The 21,361-nt window shown below is 37.7% G+C and carries 17 protein-coding genes; 7 read left to right on the forward strand and 10 right to left on the reverse strand.

Annotated features, from left to right (window positions below; all coding sequences use genetic code 11):
- Positions 1 to 105 precede the first annotated feature (105 nt).
- Complete coding sequence (locus tag PVK63_RS03785) at positions 106 to 1,236, forward strand: threonine synthase (RefSeq protein ID WP_130087284.1); 1,131 nt, start codon at positions 106 to 108, stop codon at positions 1,234 to 1,236.
- A gap of 2 nt (positions 1,237 to 1,238) precedes the next feature.
- Positions 1,239 to 1,616 (forward strand): RidA family protein, encoded by a 378-nt coding sequence (locus PVK63_RS03790; protein ID WP_130087286.1) that lies wholly within the window; start codon positions 1,239 to 1,241, stop codon positions 1,614 to 1,616.
- Positions 1,617 to 1,620: 4 nt separating this feature from the next.
- Here the strand turns inward: PVK63_RS03790 and PVK63_RS03795 are convergent, their stop codons facing one another.
- Both PVK63_RS03795 and PVK63_RS03800 read right to left on the reverse strand, forming a co-directional pair.
- The gene (locus PVK63_RS03795) at positions 1,621 to 2,466 is read right to left on the reverse strand and encodes a LysR family transcriptional regulator (RefSeq protein ID WP_130087288.1); all 846 of its coding nucleotides are present in this window, start codon (positions 2,464 to 2,466) and stop codon (positions 1,621 to 1,623) included.
- Positions 2,467 to 2,565: 99 nt separating this feature from the next.
- The gene (locus PVK63_RS03800; protein WP_274439851.1) at positions 2,566 to 4,236 is read right to left on the reverse strand and encodes a hypothetical protein; all 1,671 of its coding nucleotides are present in this window, start codon (positions 4,234 to 4,236) and stop codon (positions 2,566 to 2,568) included.
- 155 nt (positions 4,237 to 4,391) lie between these two features.
- Between PVK63_RS03800 and PVK63_RS03805 the strand changes: the two genes are divergently transcribed.
- A complete protein-coding gene (locus PVK63_RS03805; protein WP_242511072.1) occupies positions 4,392 to 4,730 on the forward strand; it encodes a hypothetical protein in 339 nt (112 codons plus the stop codon).
- 235 nt (positions 4,731 to 4,965) lie between these two features.
- Here the strand turns inward: PVK63_RS03805 and avs4 are convergent, their stop codons facing one another.
- The 4 genes from avs4 to PVK63_RS03825 all read right to left on the reverse strand — a co-directional run bounded on the left by avs4 (position 4,966) and on the right by PVK63_RS03825 (position 13,068).
- Positions 4,966 to 9,678 carry an AVAST type 4 anti-phage nuclease Avs4 gene (gene avs4, locus PVK63_RS03810; RefSeq protein ID WP_130087294.1) on the reverse strand — a complete coding sequence of 1,571 codons (4,713 nt, stop codon included), beginning with the start codon at positions 9,676 to 9,678 and terminating at the stop codon, positions 4,966 to 4,968.
- Between the two features lie 252 nt (positions 9,679 to 9,930).
- The gene (locus PVK63_RS03815) at positions 9,931 to 11,502 is read right to left on the reverse strand and encodes a cryptochrome/photolyase family protein (protein WP_130087296.1); all 1,572 of its coding nucleotides are present in this window, start codon (positions 11,500 to 11,502) and stop codon (positions 9,931 to 9,933) included.
- A 37-nt stretch (positions 11,503 to 11,539) separates the two neighbouring features.
- Positions 11,540 to 11,680 carry a DUF2256 domain-containing protein gene (locus PVK63_RS03820; protein ID WP_130087298.1) on the reverse strand — a complete coding sequence of 47 codons (141 nt, stop codon included), beginning with the start codon at positions 11,678 to 11,680 and terminating at the stop codon, positions 11,540 to 11,542.
- Between the two features lie 83 nt (positions 11,681 to 11,763).
- A complete protein-coding gene (locus PVK63_RS03825) occupies positions 11,764 to 13,068 on the reverse strand; it encodes a DASH family cryptochrome (protein ID WP_165371198.1) in 1,305 nt (434 codons plus the stop codon).
- A 174-nt stretch (positions 13,069 to 13,242) separates the two neighbouring features.
- Between PVK63_RS03825 and PVK63_RS03830 the strand changes: the two genes are divergently transcribed.
- Together PVK63_RS03830 and PVK63_RS03835 are read left to right on the forward strand one after the other, a co-directional pair.
- A complete protein-coding gene (locus PVK63_RS03830) occupies positions 13,243 to 13,518 on the forward strand; it encodes a DUF3081 domain-containing protein (protein WP_130087302.1) in 276 nt (91 codons plus the stop codon).
- Position 13,519: 1 nt separating this feature from the next.
- Positions 13,520 to 14,047, forward strand: a complete 528-nt coding sequence (locus PVK63_RS03835; RefSeq protein ID WP_130087304.1) for a CIA30 family protein — start codon at positions 13,520 to 13,522, stop codon at positions 14,045 to 14,047.
- Here PVK63_RS03835 and PVK63_RS03840 read toward each other — a convergent pair.
- A complete protein-coding gene (locus PVK63_RS03840) occupies positions 14,044 to 14,685 on the reverse strand; it encodes a hypothetical protein (RefSeq protein ID WP_130087306.1) in 642 nt (213 codons plus the stop codon). The genes PVK63_RS03835 and PVK63_RS03840 overlap by 4 nt on opposite strands.
- Before the next feature lie 221 nt (positions 14,686 to 14,906).
- Positions 14,907 to 15,806, reverse strand: coding sequence for a LysR family transcriptional regulator (locus tag PVK63_RS03845; protein ID WP_130087308.1), 900 nt, complete (start codon positions 15,804 to 15,806; stop codon positions 14,907 to 14,909).
- 132 nt (positions 15,807 to 15,938) lie between these two features.
- On the opposite strand from PVK63_RS03845, the gene PVK63_RS03850 reads away from it, so the two are divergent.
- The gene (locus tag PVK63_RS03850; RefSeq protein WP_130087309.1) at positions 15,939 to 17,624 is read left to right on the forward strand and encodes an amidohydrolase; all 1,686 of its coding nucleotides are present in this window, start codon (positions 15,939 to 15,941) and stop codon (positions 17,622 to 17,624) included.
- 57 nt (positions 17,625 to 17,681) lie between these two features.
- Here PVK63_RS03850 and PVK63_RS03855 read toward each other — a convergent pair whose 3' ends face one another.
- Positions 17,682 to 19,298, reverse strand: a complete 1,617-nt coding sequence (locus PVK63_RS03855; RefSeq protein ID WP_130087311.1) for a GTPase family protein — start codon at positions 19,296 to 19,298, stop codon at positions 17,682 to 17,684.
- Positions 19,285 to 20,382 (reverse strand): YcjF family protein, encoded by a 1,098-nt coding sequence (locus PVK63_RS03860; RefSeq protein ID WP_130087313.1) that lies wholly within the window; start codon positions 20,380 to 20,382, stop codon positions 19,285 to 19,287. Before PVK63_RS03860 ends, PVK63_RS03855 begins: the two co-directional genes overlap by 14 nt.
- A gap of 397 nt (positions 20,383 to 20,779) precedes the next feature.
- Between PVK63_RS03860 and PVK63_RS03865 the strand changes: the two genes are divergently transcribed.
- Positions 20,780 to 21,199, forward strand: coding sequence for an Hsp20 family protein (locus PVK63_RS03865; RefSeq protein WP_130049326.1), 420 nt, complete (start codon positions 20,780 to 20,782; stop codon positions 21,197 to 21,199).
- The last annotated feature ends 162 nt before the right edge of the window (positions 21,200 to 21,361 follow it).

Below are 21,361 nucleotides of genomic sequence, written 5' to 3' on the forward strand. Positions count from 1 at the left end.
CTATTCCATTTGGGAATAGAACGAATACCAAGCTTTCCTTTATAAAATAAAAAAATCGCCCGTAGAATATTTCTTCTAATTCATCAAACTTAGAAGTGATCATCCATGAAATACATCTGCATGACGTGTAATAAAGAATACGCACCGAAACCTGAACTCATAAAATGTGAATGTGGATCTGCCCTATGGGTTAAACCTCAAACGTCATTTAGTAAAAAAGATCTCATAGAAAATGAATTCACACCTAGACGCTATTCTAGTGCTTTCCCAGTAAAAAAAGACGATATCAACATCACTTTCAATGAAACCATCACACCTCTTTGCCAAGCTGAAATATCAGGAACTCCAATACTGGTTAAACTCGATTCGCTACAACCAACAGGCTCATTTAAAGATCGAGGAGCCTCTCTTGTAATCAACTACCTTAACAACCATGGAATAACGAGCATTGCTGAAGACTCAAGCGGTAATGGAGGAAGTGCTTATGCCGGTTATGCCGCTAAAGGAAAAATACAATGCAATATATTTGTGCCTGCTGGAACATCCAAAGGAAAGACGACACAAACGCGATTATACGGCGCTAGCTGTATTGAAATAGAAGGAACAAGAGAAGATGTTGCTCTAGCCGCAATAGAGAGCAGCGTCACTCATGGAAGTCATTATGTTGGGCATAACTGGCATCCCCTATTTATCGAAGGCGTCAAATCCATCGCTTATGAAATATGGGAACAATGTGGGTATAAAGCTCCTGATAATTTTGTTGTTCCCGCAGGGAATGGAAGTTTACTCGCCGGAGCATATATCGGTTTCTCTGAATTATTAAAAGGCGGAGAAATAAGCAAACTCCCTCGCCTTTTTGGTATTCAAAGTGAAAGCATTCAGCCATTCGTTCAAGCCTTTAATAATAAAGAAATTAACATTACATCAGAAAATACCATTGCTGAGGGTATTAAGATTAAGCGTTCATCACGAATGAATGAGATCGTTCAATTTGTCAAAAAAACGAATGGAAATTTTATTAGTGTTAGTGACCAACAAATTCAATCAGCATTAAAAGAAATGGGAGCACAAGGATACTTTATCGAACCAACATCAGCGACGGCATTTGCAGGAATAGATCAGCTTATAAAAACGCAAGAAATCAAACCTGACGAGATCACCGTTGGAGTCGTAACCGGAAATGGACTCAAAGCAACAAACTCAATTGAACATTTAATCAATGATACGAGAGGTTAATAATGAAATATATTCAAACTAAAAATTCATTAAAAGCAGCAGGACATTACTCTCAAGCGATAGTACATAATGGATTAATTTACGTATCAGGCCAATTACCAATTAACCCAAACACAGGGAAAAAAATAAACGGTGATATAAGCCAACAGACCCGTCGTGTATTAGATAATTTGAACACAATTCTTGAAGAAGCAGGAACCGATCTTCAACAAGTATTAAAACTGGTTATCTACATTTCAGACATTGATATGTGGGACACGGTTAATGATATTTGCAAAGAATACTTTATGGATCATAAACCGGTGCGAACCATAGTACCAACCAGAGAACTGCACTTTGGATTAAAGATTGAAGTCGATTGCATCGCTATATGTGAATAACGCCTCATAACTTAATATTGACGTGCTCAGAAAGTGCGGTAATGACTTTTTGAACTCGCTCTAATCGATAATTATTTTGTCTAGTGCATATATAGATGGGTCTAAAAAGCGGTTTGAGTTCGCTATATTGATATAAATAACGCTCTTCTATATTTAATGCTTTTATTACCGAAAAAGGGATCAGTGCCGGAGCCGTCCCTTGTAATGCTAAATGGGCTGCTGCGGTATATGAATCTAGCTCCATTATAGGGTTCACTGTTAAGGCTTCTAAAATAACCGACTGATGAGTATTCGCACTGTTTGTCAGATCCGTTGTTATCAATTCATTAGGTAGCTTATCCAAATGTTTATTGCTAACAACATAAAATGGTTCATCGAAAAGATGGAAGCTTAGTAACCCATGTCCAGATGGTAAATACCCAGCACAAAGGCCTAGTGTCGCTTTTCCTGATTTTACATTTTCAACAATTCGTGGCGTGTGATTCGTTGTGACGGTCAAATTTGGGTCATCATGAAAACATGTTGATAGCGCTTGGCTGAAATACCCTGCCACAAGCGTTTCAGAGCAATCAATTCTAAGTAAAGAATCATTCGCTAAAGCTTGTTGTTCATATATGCGCCCACAAAGTTCGCTAAACGTTGGAGCGATATTGTCAATTAGCGATTTAGCATCAGCCGTTAGCGTGACATAACGGCCATTAGGCTCTATTAATTTTTTCCCTAAACGCTTTTCTAGTTTTGTAATACGCTTACTCACTGCAGATTGACTAAGGTACAGTACGCTGCCTGTACGACTCATTGTCTTCTCTTTACTTAAAACTAAAAGCGTTTCAATACCTTCAAGTAACATCGCATTATCTTATGAAAATTAGGAATAGTTAACTCAGTTTATCTATGTTTTATGATGCTTGCAAAAAAGTTGATGGGGAGTGATTTGTTTATCAAACATTCAACGAGATTTCTTTGGGAAGTTTAATAAACTCTTACGAGGAGAATTATCACATCGGTATATATGAACAGCTTTATCTATAAAGTTTTGAGTAATAATCTCTCCAACAAATCCTGCACACTTACCACATGTAGGGCACTCAGCGTTTTTATGGTTCTCAAATTCAGGAGTAATAAAAAAACAATTTTGGCATCGAATACCCTTTCCTTCATGATGATAAAAAACAAATTCATCAGCTTTAATCATCTCTGCAGCCCTTTGCTTCTGTTGGTCTTTTGTTATTTGATTCCTTCTGATAATTAAATCCATTCTATCTTGTTCACGTTTTCTCTCTTGCTCCTTCAATTCTTCATATGCTTGTTGTTTAATTTTCATTCGCAAGAAGTATTGTTTAAGAGAGTTATCCTTTAAGAAAAAAACATTTTTATCATTGGCCCTACCTAGTAAATCGCTCATCTCTAAAAACTCTAAGTATTTAATAATAGGAGAATATGGTGACTCTATTTTTTTATTTTCTTCCCAATCTAAATACCATGCTCCTTTCCAATTTTTGGTTGAGCCATTCTTAACGGATTTTTCTTTTGCTTTATACTGGGCTATATTCAAACGTCGCATATTTGGATTTAATTGAGCATGCTTTTCAATAAATTTCTTTAATGTATTAGCATTAATTCCTTCATTTACATCAAATTGAAACAAGCGAGTAATTAAAAGAGCCTGCCAGTGCTCACAACAAGATTCAAATATCCAATCTCCTTTAACTGGAAATCCAATTAATTCACGACATTCGTCCAAATTAACCCAATTTAAGAAATATGGTTTCAACTCTCGTTTTTGTAATTCATAAGCCTTAATCCAGCTAGCATTAACATTCGATAACCAATCTAGCTCCTCTTTTAACTCTTCTCTATAACGCAGTTTCGCTTTATCTCTGTTTTCTAGCCGTAATTCTTTTCGTTTAGTTTCAATCAATTTTTTGCGTTCATCAGCATCTAGCTGAGCTTTAATTAATTTATTTTTTTTAATTTGCTCTTCTTTCAGTTTATTTAATTCTGCGTTAACTTCATTCATTGCCCTAGGGTGATGAATCCACTTTACATTATTAGGATTGAAGACAGATTTTTTAATCTCTTCATCAGAAAATAACTGTATATTGTTATGTAAATCAGAAAGAATAATCTCTATTGCTGGTTTATCAGCTGCTTGTATAGCCTCAACTTTTTCTTCATCATTTTCATGAGTAACGGTTATTTCAATAAACAATTCTCTACTTTTCAATGTTGCAAAAGAGTCAATCCTATATCGTTGCCATACGTATTCATTTTGAACTAAATCTAAATTCACTTTTCTTGTTGGCTTAAATATTGTTTTTCCTTTTAACATAGAGTTATCTAAAAGAATTACCTCTGGAGTGAAAGAGAACTCTGGTAGAACAATATATTTTGTTGATTCAATAAGTTGTTGAGCATACCGATGAAGATAACTCATAACTTGATAGTCCGAACATTCTGTTCCTGAATGATGCGAAAAATGCGCACATTTATATTGTCCTTGATTTTTAGCAATCAGAGGGTGATGACAATTTGGGCAGACACAGCCACAATTTAAACCGTTAGGAACATCCTGAACGTGATAGATTTTATTATTTTTTAAACCAAACGGAACACGCATGACAACTACCTTTATATATTCTTACTCCAGTTATACTCTATTCATTACTTTCTTCTAAAAAGAAATAATTAAAATATGTCGCTACCATCGTATTTTTCACTTAATTTATTCAATAAATATATAAGCTTAAGCTGAATTCATTTTGTATTTGATTTTTGAGTATAACTTTATCCCCGACAAGGGATAAGACCTACTTTATCCCCGCTCGGGGATATCGCAAATATGATAGAGACATAGGGATTAACGCCTCAAAAGGAAAGAAATACCCTATTGATAAAATATACACACGTCATTTTATTGATACGGCTAAAGCGGTTGGATTTGATACTGCGAGAATGGAAGAGATAATGAAAGAATTTGCGATAAATATGCCTAATGCCATTAAGGAATTAGAAGCAGAATTACCAAGCGATTCCCCCAAAAGTATCTCTGACAGCATATTCAGTAATACATTGATAACATTAAATAAAATCCACTTCAATAAAGATATATAGCTTTGAATGATAAAAAATGGATGCATATATTGACTGAATCCATTTTTCTAGTTGGGTAACTTGTTTTTGGACAGAAATGATTTAGATATATAGATCTAATCTATTTCTGACTGACTACAAAAGTATATTGAAACCTTAAGCATTTGTTATACTGCATGGGTGCAGTCTTATGGTGAACTTAGCTTAGTCCACCAGAATTCATATCTCGGCTACCTCGGCTACAATGTTTTTTTAGCTAGGCTATATCTTCTCTGAGAAGGTAACCTGTAATGGAATATTGCTCGACTAAGAAATCCAGCACCACCATTGACTGCGCCTTTAAGTTTGGTGTTTGTCTCACTCTATCATGATTTTTGAATAGATATCTTCTCATATATCTTTCCAAGCAAAATAGTGTATTTCCTGATTTGTCGTGCGACAAGTCGATGTCAAAGGTTTTTATTGCGTTACTGATCCAATAAATACCGTCATCTAAAAATTCACTCCCAATGCCACAAAGGAGTTTGCTGATACTATAGATAAAAGAATATTCACCACCTATCTTCCCGCTTAGGTCATTAAAAAAAAATTTATTCTCTGGCGAAAATGTATGCCATGCCATTGCTTCGTCCTTCCAAGGGACTCTTGCAAATAAAAATGATTCGATTATGCGCTCTTTATCATGCCGCCAACCTTGACTACTAATTGAATCAACAATGCAACCTTTAAATCGGTTCCATACAAACCAAAATGAGTCCGGTATATTCAGCGAGTCTTCAGCGCTAACAAATTCATTTAATAAATCAGCCATACCTTCGCTCAAGGTGAAGTCATCGGTAAAATATTTCAGGTATCTATCCTTTTCGCCATTACCTAGATGAAGAACAAATCGAGCATAGTGCTTTAAAAACTCATGTCTGAAAGCATAATCAAGACGGTCTTCTCTATCACGTGAGAGTAATTGTTGTGAAATTATCCTGATAATTTCCTCAATAAATGGCACAGGTTTATTGAGTGCGTTATCTAATGGCGCAAGCTGAAAAGCAGTTATCAATATGTCGTTATCTATGCTTTCAATATTGTTTATTGCGGATTCCTTGATGGTTTCATCTTCGATACTCTTTACTACATTCTCTAGTTCTTTAAACAACTCCTGTTCAAAGTCATTTTTATCAATGTCATACTTTTTCTGTTTATACGCCTCTTGTCTTAAACGATCCTGAACATCTCTATATTTTTGAGCAACTACCAAATACCCAATGTACAGCGACTTCATGAAATCAGGTTCATCTTTCCATAAGTGCTGAACAGCTTGAATAGCTACTGAATTTATCCTATCCATTCCCATCATCGATATAGAGTCATGTCTCATTAAGGCTCTAATTAAGATAAGCTTGATAGTAAGTCTTTCGTCTGGAAAGTCTTCTATCAATCTTGGAAGAACAAATAACGCAGGAACAAGGCCGTCACCAATCTGATGTATGTAATCATCATTGTTAACGATGTTTGCATATTCAAATATGACTTCCTTGCAAAATTCTAGCTCGGCTTTTCCTAATTTTCCTTTGAAGTCCCGCAACAGCACAGCGCATACATACGATGGTGTGGCTCGCTCAAACTGCAATTCCACCGTCATGCTGCCTTCTGAAAGTTGATTCCATATTTCTTTTGCCTCACCCAAAGCAATCAATGGATCATTTTCATAAGACTCATATTTATTGTAGTTATCTCTATTATAGAGCCTGCTATCAGCCCAAGTATTTAAAGCTAAATGTGTAAAAGGCTTGTTTGCTTCGCGCTGAGACGTTTCACTATATTCTTTAAGATCTGGTTCAATTTCCGGATTGAATTCTATTGCTATACCGTTTTCTACTTCTTTCGCTGCAGGTGACATTTTCCTTTTGTCCATGCGAGCTAAATATAAACGCCATGTTTTATATTGATGACTTTCATGTTCCTTAGCTGGTAAATTTTTGTAATGATGATCCAGGATTTTCCAAATTTCCTGAAGCCTTTTTTCTGATTCCTCTTCACTTACTTCCTCAGTTCTAAAGAACTGATATTGAAGTGCTATGCTTTCTAATGAATATTGCCTATGTTTTTGGTCGCAGGCACTTATCCTTTCATTCTCATGAAGTTCATTCATTCGGTTGAAACTAAAGTTTTTTAGCGAAGTAAGTTGAGTCTTATGTGTTTGATCCAGTATCATTCGAGAAGAGTCATAGAAGAAAAACTCTTTCGTCCTGAATAGAATTTTGGCAACATTAAATGTTTTCTCATAAAATGCACATACTATGCTTGCAACAACACCCACAAGCGCTGAAGATTCAGCTCTTGCTAGGATATAATTTAGATAATATTCAAGTGTTTCAGATTTAGTACTTTTTCCTCTTTCAAGAAAGAAACGTTCTAATGACATTAATATTGATTCAAGTAAGTGAGGACTTACCTGTGTCCCTCGGTACATGCACCAAAGACGAGTTGAAATAGGTAGACTAATATTTTTACCATCATCTAGAAACAATGTTGCAGTTTCAACTTGGCCTTTATCAAGACTAGATTCAGCATATTTTTTTGATGCATAATTTATTAGGTCGATAATGAAGTTTAGTGCTAATTTTAAATCGGTCATCAGCAAGGCGTATATAGGGGTCTGATAAGCACTTGCTGGATAATAGTCTTGGTGCCTAGTCTCAACACCAAATACATGGTCGTTCTCTAGTCTTGAACTATAATAATCGTCGCTTACTGATGCTTCATACATCCAGGAGCACTTGGCTAGAGCTATTACTTTTTCCGGAATCTCCATCGTAACATTGAAGCATTCCATTTTGGTTAAAATGAATTTACTCAAAAGGTGGTATGGGTCGTTATGTCGATTCCAATTGTTTAAAGTTACTTCATCAATTATAGCTTCCAGTTCATTTTTAATTTCACGTGCTCCATACAGAATAGTTAGGACCAAGTTTTTGGAAAAACCATCATCCCTACTATAGGTATCTTTTTCGATTACCAACTTGTAAAACGATAGAGCAATTAGGCTAGCATATTTAGTTGCATCGCCAGACTTATTGTGACTGTTCCAGTCGTACAGGACGGGCAGTGCAAAATTGAGATTATCTACGCCGATATGTTCGATATTTTCATTAATGAACTTAATTAGTGACTTCCATCCGGTTCCTTTTGACCTGGTTACCGCATAATCCATTGATAAAATATCTGGAGTTCGCACTCCAAGCCTATCAAAAAGACTACTATCTATCTCCTTACACCCTATTCTTATCAATAAACATATGCGCTTGAGAAGGCTGAAGTTGTCTTCTAATAGTAACTTTCTACTAATGTTAAAAAAGTAATTAGAGTATTCGGACAGAAGCATAGAAACTAACGCTTCATCTTTCCACAAATTCGGTATATTACGAGATGATAAGGTTTCTGCAATAAGGTGACTAACTTCTTCATTTTCGGCGCTAAGTTTTTCTGATAGCCACCGTCTGAAAACTCTTCTGATGGGCAAAGTTTGTTGTATCTTTTCAAAAAATATTTCTGCATTTTCTGAGGATAAAAATCTACCTTCAACGAATTTTTCCAGAGCCCACTCTTCATAAATATCATGAGTAATAAAATATCCTCTATTAGGCTCATAACTAATAATTCCTTCAGAAACTAAAGCTTCTTCTACTTTTTCATTGGAGTAACTAATGTCAGGAATGACAAAAAATTTTCCTGTATTGGCTCTTTCTTCAGCAAGGCGAATAAAAAATTGCTCTCTTCGAGGGGTTCTTTTTGTAATGACTCTCGGCCACAGAGACTCCTTGAATTCAAAGTAGCTCGCGCCCTTATTTTCCTGATAATACTTCAAGTATTCTCTCAGATAAAATGGAGTTAATATGAGCGATTTAAATTTTTTATCATTAGGAATAATAAAACCATGCTTTTTAGCAAGCTCGAACAATGTATTTTCGTTTAGCTTTTCTATGTGTATCGACTTAAAGCTAATTTTGTACACTTCATATAGCTGAAATATCAAATCATCTAGGTAGGAATTTCTCGTAGTAAACCACACCTTCCATCCATTTTTGATTAAGTTGGATAGATACTCTTTAATAGGACCAGTATTTTCTAGATCAAGTAAATGCTCCGCAGAATCAATAACAACTGTTTTATTGCCCACCCCTTCATGTGCCTCAATAAAATCCTTTAAAAACACACCTGACAAAAATTCATTCAAACTGCTAACAGAAAACTCTGTCGCTTTATGGACATAAAAGGCATCATCCCCCCCTTTATCTTCGTATAGCTCTTTTATCAAGGCTGTTTTTCCTGTGCCACCTTCGCCACTTATAATTAGCGCGCTAGCATCTGAGCTTTTAATTTCAGATATTATATTAAATCGATTAATTGAAACGTTTTCGTCACCAAAGGTTATAGTAGTTTCAATATCGTCTAGAATTGCATCCGTATGAGACTCAAACGAGTCCAAAAGTCCAAATAAATTATCAGATTGAGTGAAGAAATACGAAGTAATCCGGCGACAATCATCCACAACAAACGGAGACTCGAAAAAGCTACAGCATCTCCATTCAATTTCCAGGTTGTTTTCTTTTGCCTTTTTTTCTGCTTCTATTTTGCCTTTTGGTTCCTTTCCTTTATTTTGACCCCATTCTGAATTTGTGTAAAAAATTATTTTGTTTAAATCAGGGTAATCACGTTTCGCTTTTGTAATCGTTTCTAGGATGTCATTTTTGTGGCTAGATAGTGCAGCTTCATAAAATTTAGCTTGCCAACCAATATTAATTCCATCTTGGGAAATTGGATTGGTTTCTATTGCCGATTGGTTTTTATATCGAAAAATACCAGTTTTCACTCGGAATTCATTGCAAAAAAGGAGATAACACATCCATTCAAAAGCGTCTTGTGGATTCGTCGAAAATTTTGCTTTAAATATATCCCAATCAGTCTTGATCAATTTTAAATTCCCATTTTAAGTATTAAATTATATAGAAACAATCAGTGTCTAAATTATGACTATTTTTGGGGCGATCATACTCGATTTTTTCATTAAAAATCATGATGTAAATAACACTTTGATACTCAATGGTAGCTGTTTGAATAAAAGTTCAATATTATGAATTTAATTTAAAGTAAGATTAATAAGATATAGATGAGTAAGAAATCAGCAAAAACAAATTACATTACTCAAAGTTTTAATCAAAAAAACCTATAACTCCTCAATATTCAATAGCAACAGTTCTGCTCTCTCTAAGATAACTTGCTGCTGTTCTTCTGATTTTTTCTTCCAATTTGCATAGACCATTCTGGTGCGTGGATTGTTATTAAACTGCTCAATATGTGTATGCATAAAGTGCCAATACAGTGCATTTAGTGGGCATGCCTTTGGTTCAATTATTTGCTTCACGTTATAGTGACAATCAGAGCAATAATCACTCATTTTATTCACGTAGTTACCACTGGCTGCATAAGCCTTAGAAGCAACAATTCCACCGTCTGCAAACTGACTCATGCCACGAGTATTTGGCATTTCAACCCACTCGATTGCGTCAATATAAATCCCTAAATACCACTCATCTACTTCGTCAGGTTTAATACCGGTTAATAGACAAAAATTACCCGTGATCATCAAACGTTGAATATGGTGTGCGTAGGCGAAATCAAGAGACTGCTGTATCGCATGATGCATACAATTCATTTTTGTTTTCCCTGTCCAAAACCAACTTGGTAATGATAATGACGCTTCAAGTTTATTTAAGTTTTGATAATCAGGCATATTGCGCCAGTAGATCCCACGCACAAACTCTCTCCACCCTAGGATTTGACGAACAAAACCTTCTATCTGAGCAATATCTATGGCATCTGGGCGTTGATTAAACTCCGCAATAGCAGCATCAATCACTTGCATAGGACTGAGTATTTTTGCATTGAGAGCAAAGGATAAACGGCTATGAAACAAACTCCATTGTTTCTGCGTGAGCATATCATCAAGTTTACATGTCATTGCATCTTGAAACTTCCCAAACAAGGGTAAGCAATAACGACAGAAAAACACTAATAACTCACTCGCCTGCTGCCGATTTACAGGCCACAATAGTTGGTTATTCGCTTGTCCAATCATCGTCACATTATGACGTTCCAGACGCTTAAGAATATCAGTGACATCGTTAGCGAATAATAATGGCGTGGGCACACAATCAAACTCACTTGCCTTTAATTTGTTTTGATTTGCACTATCAAAGTTCCATTTGCCTGCAACAGGTTCTCCCTCTTCCATCAGTATATTAAAGCGCTTTCTCATCTTACGATAAAAAGGTTCCATGCGATGATGATGGTTCGGCTTAAACTCTTTTTCAATGTGCGCTTCAGATAGAAAGAAGTGTTCACTTTCATAAACTTGAGAAGATATTGATAATGACAAGCAATAGCGCTCTAGCGTGCTGCGTAAACGGTATTCGTCAGGGAGTTGATACTCAAAATGGGTAATTTGGTGTTTAGCAATAAGGTGATTTAATAGATCGTCTATTTTTTCAAATGGCTCTGTATCGTCCAAGGTTAAGTGCATCACTCGATGCCCTGCACTTTCTAATGCGGTTGCAAACTGGGTCATCGCAGCAAAAAAAGCACACACTTTTTGCACATGGTGTTTTACATAGGCGGTTTCTTGATGCATTTCTGCTATCACGTAAATCGTTTGTGGATCGCGGTGTTGAAACCATGAATGACTGGCATTTAATTGGTCGCCTAAAATAAGTCGTAATCGGTCAGCTGTATCGTTCATAATCATCCTTTATTTTAAACCTTTGTTTGTAGATTTATTATTCACTTTGATGCCGTAAAGACCGACAACGCCTAGAGCAATATTTAACCATAGGCCAATCTCGCTCCCATTTCTTTCTCCAACTGAATGGCCTTTCACAAACAACGCATATCTTCTCTGGTAACTGTGATTTTTTCATCGTTTTATGCCTGATCTAATCTGTCTTGATAACGCCCTAACCCATTAGTCTTTGAGCTCAGGGCTCGACCTTATAAGTAATCCTTATTCTTCGGCTTGCCACTTGTTAGTGTAGTGACCATCTGGATCATATTGCTGAGTCTGTTTTTCAATATTAAAGTGACGTCCACCACGAGGATCTGCGCCTACTCCTGCGATATATTGCCAATTTCCCCAATTAGAGGCGACATCGTGATCGATCAATTGTTGTTGAAAATAAGCTGCACCAAAACGCCAATCAATTCCTAATTCATTAACTAGGCAACTGGCTACGATTTGTCGCCCTCGGTTAGACATATATCCAGTATTGTTTAACTCTTTCATGCACGCATTCACAAGTGGGTGTGATGTATTGCCCTCACACCATTGAATGAAACGATCATCACAATACTGTGTTACTGGCTCATGTTCAGCACCCCCTTGAAAGCGATATAATTGCGAACCTAACTGCAAGGCCAACCATTGAAAGTATTCACGCCAGAGCAGTTCAAAGCCAATCCAGTAGGTGGATTCGTTCGCCCCGTAACGTGCTTCATAGTATTTTAAGTGGTGCCAGATTTGTCTGGCTGAAAGGTTACCAAGGGCTAGAAAGTGGCTCATTTTTGTTGAATTATCCCAGCCATCTAACGCATTTCTGGTTGTTTTGTAACTGCTTGGTCTATCGGTTTCAAAGTAAGCGATGACATGATCTATTGCGCATAATTCACCGCCTATAAATGGCCCATCATGGTGTTCTGTTTTGCCATAAACGTCGGCAGATAAAGTGTTGGCTTTTGCCCATCCCGCCTCAGCCGTTGCTGCATCCATAATTTGCAGAGGTTGTGGTAACGACTCAAGAGAAATAGCGGTGATTTCATAAGGGTCTATAGGCGCTTTTTCTACTGATTTTCTAAATTTTGAAAAGGACGCTAAATTTTTTTCAGATAACGTTAATTGGTTTGGTGAAAATAAGGTTGAATCCCAATGTGATACAAAATGAACCTCTGGTAGTTGTTGTTGAACCTTTTGCCAATGGCTTTGCTCGTAAACACCCACTTGCTGTGAATGACCAAGTAAATCAATTTTTTGCTCTTTCACTAAAGAGACTATCACTTGCTCGGAACGGCCATATAAAATATGCAACTGATGCCCGTGATCCCGTAGCTGTGAATTAAGCTGTTGCAACGATTGATATATCAGTTGCCAACGATGATACCCTACCTGCTTATGACCGTAATTATCAGAGTTAACCCATCTAGGATCGACCACATAGACAAAGGCAATTTTATCCGCCAGTTTTAATAATGACGCCAAACTGCAATTGTCTTGCAAACGTAAATCATGACTAAACCAATACAATGCTTTTTTCATCTTCAACCTCATTATCTGACTACTTAAAATTTACGTAATAAAGCACTTTGTGGTTCACAAAAAAATCAACTATTTCAACTCATTTATATTCAGAGTGATCTAGGTACGGCACTCAATCGTAGTTAGCTAGGTAACAAAAACTACTCTCTCCCGTAGACAAGTCAGGAGTTTCTCATGGAAAACAGACTTACCATTAAAGAGTTTCTTAGAGTATTTGAGTGCGTTCGCTCATCAGGACATATTCTCAATGACAAATATGTATTGGGCGATCTCTGTGCATGGCACGATTACGATGGATATACCTGTTGGTTGGGCTATAAAGATGTGACCGTCACGTTGATGTTTCATGGCTCTCTCAAAATCGAATTTGACCGCGCATCAAACTATTCTGATTTCACGACCCAGTGTTTGTCAGTGCTCTCGGAAAATTATAGTGTTAAGGAAAGTTAGGATGAGTGAACAACAATTTGAAATTATTGATTTTACAAACCCCGACGAGTATCAACGGTGGTCTGTGGTAAATGACAACGTAATGGGTGGCATTTCAATTGGCCAGCTTTACTACGATGGGAAAACATGCCGATTTCTAGGTGCATTATCACTAGAAAACAATGGAGGCTTTAGCTCTATAAAGCGCTATATTGAGCCTCTATCTAAAGAAGTAAACACAATAGAATTTATGTTCACGGGCGATGGGCATACCTATCAATTAAGACTTACCACGTGGAAGAATGGTGAGCGCATTCAATACAAACACGATTTTACCACCACTAAATGTAAACAGCAGAAAAAGACATTTCACTTACACAATTTTCAAGCTGTTTTTAGAGGGCAATTACTTAGTCACGCTCCCGATCTTGTAGCGGACGATATCAAACAAGTTGGCTTTCTCATTGCGAATAAACAAACATCACCCTTCGCTCTAGGTTTGACTCACATTCAATTTAAAACGCTCAATAACGTTCCTAGCCATACCTAATCAAAACTTTTGTAGATAAGTCTTTTCGTTGGAATGTTAATATCCTGAACAGAACCATTAATATAAACAAAATTAGACAGATCAGTAAATTGATTTAATATAACCTCTCTGCTGTCTAACGGTGGAATCGCATAACGCTCGAAGTTAACCCCAAAATAAGATTGAGTGCCAATAAGAAGCACCGGAGTGTTAGGCTCTATCCTTTTCCAATCTTCAAAACCAATCCCGCATAATTTATCATCCCTTAGGTTAGTATGATCGAAAGCCTGCAATTGTCCTCGACAACTTTTATTCACCAAATAGTGATCATGACTTTGAGTAACTTTAGCTATTAAGGCTACTTTTTCACCCATGACCATGTGATAAACCAGTGCGATACTCCCTATAGGGCCAATCCGAAATATCGCCGCTATCACAACCGTAAAAACAAACAACACAGAGCAACGCTTCATTTTGCTCAGATTGTTTGGATTGTGACGTCCCTTATAAATCAGAAACAATAACAAAATGAATGCACAGCTCCATGATGCGTATGAGAGAATGCTCGATGCCGACTCAAAATAGTTAATGTATCCTACATAAGTAATGGTTATCATCATATAGACGATAGACATGACTGAGCAAATAATAAAAATCATCCCTTTACTTCCCTTACCAACCTTGCTTCCACATCACAGCTCAAGTAAGCCAGAGCCCAGTCCCATTGCGATTTTTTGAATCGTTATCATTGTTAATATCCTTTTTTATTTCAGTTCGATCGCTTCAATGGTAAAGCCCATCGATGATAATTGACCTGTGGCTTTGCTTGAGAGCCAGCTTTAATTACTATAAATGAGAAAAATAACAGATATGTATCCCCTCAACAACGCGCCAGCGCCTCACCCCATTCTTCAATCCACTCCAGAATAAGTCCAAACACTTCTACCTCTGCCTTGCCGTAACAATAAAAGGCATTGAGGCCAAAAGACACATTACTTCCTAACTCTTTTAGCTTCAATTCAACCACCTCTCCTCGCTCTACGTATGACGTCATGTAATGCCTTGGCATAATTGTCCAGCCATGCTGTTTTACTAACTCACATAGGAGATCGTTATTACTAACGGTGTGCATTTTTGGTGAAACTTGAACCGAGGTAAAATTTAATTTTAAAGTTACGAAGTTCTCTGTGACGTATTGAGTATCTAGCATTAAGTTTTCGATCTTTAAATCATCAATTAATGCCAAAGGTGAGTTGACGCCTGCATAACAACCAACTTGGATCGGTTTTATCGCCTTCCATGTGACTTCTTTCTCTGCAAACAACTGCCCACGATATGGCATGATGGCGATATCGCATTCACCTTCTTGCAATTTATCCATTGCTTCTTGCCGAGTGCGATGCTTCCAATTTATAACGATGTCTGAGTTGTAATCCATCACACGTTTTTCAATGTGCGTAATTAAACTGAGAGGCGTGATCACATCATAATAGATCGTAACGGTATGAACGTTAGATTCGTACAAGGCTTGGCTTTGCACAAACAGAGAGCGATTTTGTTTTTCAACTAACTTAGCACGGTGATACAAATGATCAGCTTTCTCTGTTGGAATGGCTTTTCTGCCTTCAATCACAAACAGCGAATAACCTAACAGATCTTCATAGGCCACCACATGTTCACGTACTGTAGTTCGAGATTTTTTAAGCTTTCTTGCTGCGCTGCTGTATGAGCCTTGTTCATATACGGCAACAAAAGCGCTCACTTGTTCTAATGTATGCATTCAATCACTCCTTTGATTTTATATCTCCACCCAGCTTGTTAGGTATACCCTATCATAACTGACTTCTTTGTTTTGGTATTACATGAAAAGATATTACTTAATTTTAGTTATGGCAAAAACAGAGAGGACATTATGAAGACGTTCCCATTGAGTTTACTTGCAGGCTTTCTTGTTTCACCTTTTGTATTGGCTTCACCTGATCTGATTTTTACCAATGGTGACATAATTACGGTGACCGGTGAATCTGATCGCGCTGAAGCCGTTGCGATAAAAGATGGCATCATTGTCGCTGTTGGTAATAACCAAGAGATCCTTAAGCAAAAAGGCACCAATACCCAAATCAAAGATTTAAAAGGCAAAACTCTTGCGCCAGGATTTATCGACAGTCATGGGCATTTTGCTCAATATCTTCCTTTAATTGAAAGCCCGTTCCTTTATCCTGCACCAATGGGAGAGGTGAACTCGTTTGATGACATTAAACAGAGAATGGCGGACTACTTTAATCAACCAAATCTTGATACCAACAGCCTTCATGTGGCTTTTGGTTATGACGATGCCGAGCTAAAAGAGAAGCAACATCCTACTAAACAATTTTTTGATTCCTTTAGTAAAGAGTACCCTTTCTGTGCTGTGCATATATCAGGACACCTTGCGAGTTGTAACAGCAAAGGGCTTGATTTCATTGGATTCACTAAGCAAAGCACGAACCCAGATGGTGGCGTATTGCGTCGTGATAATAATGGTGAACTCACTGGCGTTTTAGAAGAGTCTGCAATTTATCCGATTTTAGGAAACCTTCCTGAAATGACTCAAGAAGATGCTATCCGCCGTTTTGGTAAGGTTCAGGATTTATACGCCGGTTATGGCATTACCACCACACAAGAAGGCTTAGCAACACTTCCGGCACTTAATGCGATGAAAACCATGGCAGAGCAAGATTTATTAAAAATTGACCTACTTGCTTATGCAAAATGGGTAGATTTAAAAGAAGCAGTAAAAGTCATGCCGATGAAATCATCCATTAATGGTTTAACGTTAGCAGGCGTGAAAATGGTGGGTGACGGCTCTCCACAAGGTAAAACCGCTTATCTCTCAACGCCATATTTTGTACCCCCACACAGCCACGCTTATGATTATCACGGCTACCCAGTGTTAACTCAAGATGAGATGAATCAATGGGTAGATACCGCGTATCAAATGAATGCTCAGATCCTAAGCCACAGTAACGGCGATGCGTCGGCAGATATCCTATTAAATGCGGTTGAGCTGGCTGATGCCAAATATGGCAAAGAAGATCGTCGAACAGTGGTGATCCACGCTCAAACCACACGTTTAGACCAAATAAAACGCATGAAGAAAAATGAGATGATCCCTTCTTTCTTCCCTGCTCACACCTTCTTCTGGGGGGATTGGCATCGTGATTCCGTGTTAGGCCCTTGGCGTGCATCTAATATCTCGCCTATGGGTTGGGCAAATTCAAATGAGTTGATGTTTACTATTCACATGGACGCCCCTGTGTTATTCCCAGACATGATGACTAATATGTGGAGTGCAGTAAATCGTGTTACACGCAGTAATCAAACCTTAGGTGAGCACCATAAAATCACGCCATATCAAGCGTTAGAAGCAATAACCATTAATGCCGCGTATCAGAACTTTGAAGAGAAAAGTAAAGGCTCAATTGAGATTGGAAAACGTGCCGACTTGGTGATTTTAAATGAGAACCTACTTGAGATTGACCCAATGAAGATAAAAGACATCGTTGTTTTAGAAACGATTAAAGATGGGAAAACGGTCTATGTAAATAATGATTACTAGCTCGAGATAAATAACTTGCCACCTCTATTATTAAAGGTGGCGAGTTAACACAAAAAACTATTTTATTGTTTTCTTTATTGCCATTTCAGCCAGTTTTGGTGCGGCGGCTTTTAGGGCACTTGGCGCTACCTTCTTACCGACGTTAACTGCGCGTCCCAGTTGTTTTTTCAATGATGCACCTCTCTCCATCGCCTCTTTTCGCTGACGATTGCGCTGTACGTTATAAGCCTCGGTGATCTTATCGACTAACGTCTGTTTTAACTCTTCAACACCAAAATGCGTCTTATCTATTGAAATTGATAACGGTAAAACAAGATCGGAACACAGTAATTTTTTGTTGTATTCCATCGCTTGTTTAATCACTTTTGCTTTTGCTGCTGTTGGCTGTTCTAGATCGTAAGGTGGCTCCCACTCCCAAGCCGGATTTAATCTATCGACTTGGTTTACCACTGAAATAACGGTTGGTTTTTTACGAGAGATATTTTTTGGATCGGCATAATAGCGCTCGAATTTTTCATTCAGTTGCTTATCAAGATCACGAGCCGATTGATTGGCTTTTAATACCCACAACACTAAATCCGCTTGGGTCATCTCTTTTAACATCTGTTTTTCAGTTTTTTCGTTACCGTCTAGTCCTTGTAAATCAACCACATTCACTTCGGCTTCATTGACGAGTGCACTATAAACCGTCACGTTATCGGTAGATGGCAGTACATCGACCTCTGCGACAAATTCTTCTTTTAATGTATTTATAATCGATGACTTACCCGAGCTGGTTTGACCGACCATCACAATTCGGATCGGCTCTAACTCTGTCGCTACTCTCTTTTCATCTTGCTTTGAAATCTTTGATGCTTGTAAGTCACCCTCTTCCAAACTAAAACGACCACTGTATAAATCAATGGCAACCGCAGCGACTTCATCTAGTAACGCTTCTTTTGCGGTTTGCTGCATATCAGACACCACCCCTCTGGTCATTGATGAGATAGCTTGCTCTCGACTGAGATCAGATACGACTTTTAGCGGATTATAATAAAGATTTTTTGCATGATTCGCCCAGATCGCGGCTTTTACTATCTTTTGACCCACATCGCCATATTTATCATAAGCGTCATATCCCGCTTTAATATACGAGAGCTTTAAATACTCAATACCGGGAATATGTTCTTGCACCACGACTTTGTATCGCTGGCTGATCTCTTCAAACAGTTTTAAGCCTTCAGGAATTGAGAAATCTAACGCTTTTTTATCAAACTTAGTTGCCACAAATTCAAGAACGTCCAACCCTATTTCGTCAAGGTTTCCCCACTCAACATTGTCTTTGAGTAACTCTCGTGAATAGTGCTGTGATTGCTTCCATATGGCGACTTCATTATGAGACCACTCTTCAGAGGCTTTAACCAGACCCTCTTTAATCTCAATTTTGGTTTCTTCTGTTACGGCTTTAACTGGTTTATCTGCGGTGCGGCTTAGAATAAATAAAGGAATACTGACCGCCAACGTGCTGATAGCAATGGTAATTGACAGCTCTAATAGGTGGCCATATTTAACTGCAAAAAACAGAGCGAAACACATCATAATGATGACAGGAAGCACTGAGGAAATAATGACTATCCCCCAGCGTCCACCAGAGAGATCCGATAATAGACGATATAGGCGTTTAATCTTGTGCATAACCTGACACTTCCTTACCTTTTTTCAAAGAGTCTTTATAGAGATCTTGCATGTCCAGAGTTGATACTTCTTCGCCTTTACTCTTATGATAAAAGTAGAAACAAGCGGCTCTGCCTAATCCGTAAGTGGTTCCAAAACTCATTGCAGCAGCGGCAACCGCACCCACGGTTTGACCATAAACGGGGATAAATTTAACCAATTGCCTTGCACCGAGCTTTACTCCATATTGCAAAGCAAAACTGCTGCCAAGCGTACCTATCAGTTCACTAAAAGTTTTCTTATTCCATTCAACGCCGTATTGATTGGCTAAGCTGTGTAACATTTTAGCTTGAATGGCAGGAACAGAGACTAACCCTACCCCTGGAATTAAATCACTAGCGCCGGCACTGCCTGAATACCAAAGCACTTCGTTCTCAACTTTATCAAAGTTTGCTTCTTCAACAGTGGCGTGATCTTTATCATCCACCATCATGCCGATGACAGGTAATATCTTAGTGAGTTCTTCTATTAACTCATCATAGTTATATACTGTGCCGTCGCTGGTTTCGAAATCAACCGAGATTGCCTCAACTTTTTTACCCCATACCTCTTTAACCTGCTGTTCGTTAAAGGTCGTTTGACGATCACGATTTGCCTTTTCACTAAGAAGTACCGCGGTATGAATCAACAACAAATGCTTAATTTTCTTTTTCTTCTTGATCTGTTTTAGTGCCGCTATGACTGAAGATTGTTCTGGTTCATCGGCCTTCATGACAACGACAAGCGCATGACCTGATTGACCTATTTCTTCAAGATCGCCCTTTGGATCGTAATCTGCCTCACCTAACCCTCTGGTATCTAAAAAGCGCATAATTGGCTTATCTTGCGGAAACTCATACGCCTCGGCGGTCATGGTGCAAGGAGCAAAACCATTACCCACTTCCACAGATGAAAGCCCTGTTAACGTCTGAATGAAAGAAGATTTACCCGCACCTGTTTTACCGAGTAGCCATAAGGTAGGTAAATGCTTGCGCTGAAACTCGTGAGCTTGAGTTAAATCAGGGTTTTTATTTGGATTTATGAATGCTTTGATTTGGTCGAACATATCATTCCAACTAATGGAAAAGAATAAAGTATTTCTCGATTATAACACTTAAAGGATCAATCATCATTGAAAGCGAATATCTGCATTAAAAATACAAATCAAAAAATAATCATTAAATTTTCTAATCAAAGTGTTGACAGCAAAGTTTCGGAAGCATATATTGATTACATGAATTGCCATTTGGAGTTCATTGATAACTGGTTCGCCTTATTATAGGGAACAAAACGTTATCACAATGAAGCGGCTCTACTGATTACTTATTTAAGAATAGTAGCGTTGTTTCTAATATTTAATCTTGAACCATATGTCATTAATGAGTCTATATTGGCTCTGAATATGTGTTCTTTCTCCTCGCTTAGTGCGTCGAGAACTATTGCTTATTTTAAAGGATAGTATTATGCGTAATATCGATTTCTCTCCCCTATACCGTCACGCCATTGGTTTTGATCGCCTGTTTAATCTTGTAGAAAACAGCGCTAACAAACCATCTCAAAATGGTTACCCACCCTATAACATCGAACAGAAAGACGAGAACAACTACCGTATTACCATGGCTGTTGCTGGTTTCTCTGAAGATTCGTTAACAATTTCTCAAGACGAACATATGCTGATTGTGTCAGGTGACATTACTTCATCTGAAATAAAACCAACTTACGTTTATCAAGGCATTGCAGAGCGCAACTTTGAAAGAAAATTTCAACTTGCTGATTATGTAACCGTATCTGCAGCAAGCATGGAAAATGGATTACTTCATATTGACCTTGTTCGAGAAGTACCAGAAGCCGTCCAAGCACGTAAGATTGCCATCAACAAATAGCAATATATTTCATTGAGAATAGCGTAAACCTATATCTTCATACTCGGTTTACGCTTACAAAAAACATCTAATTTAAAATATTTGCATTAAAATAACTAATGCGAATTCAAAGGAAAAATTATTATGGGTAAAATCATTGGTATCGACCTAGGTACAACGAAT

It is taken from the genome of Aliivibrio sp. S2TY2, from assembly GCF_028765525.1.
Lineage (GTDB): Bacteria > Pseudomonadota > Gammaproteobacteria > Enterobacterales > Vibrionaceae > Aliivibrio > Aliivibrio finisterrensis_A.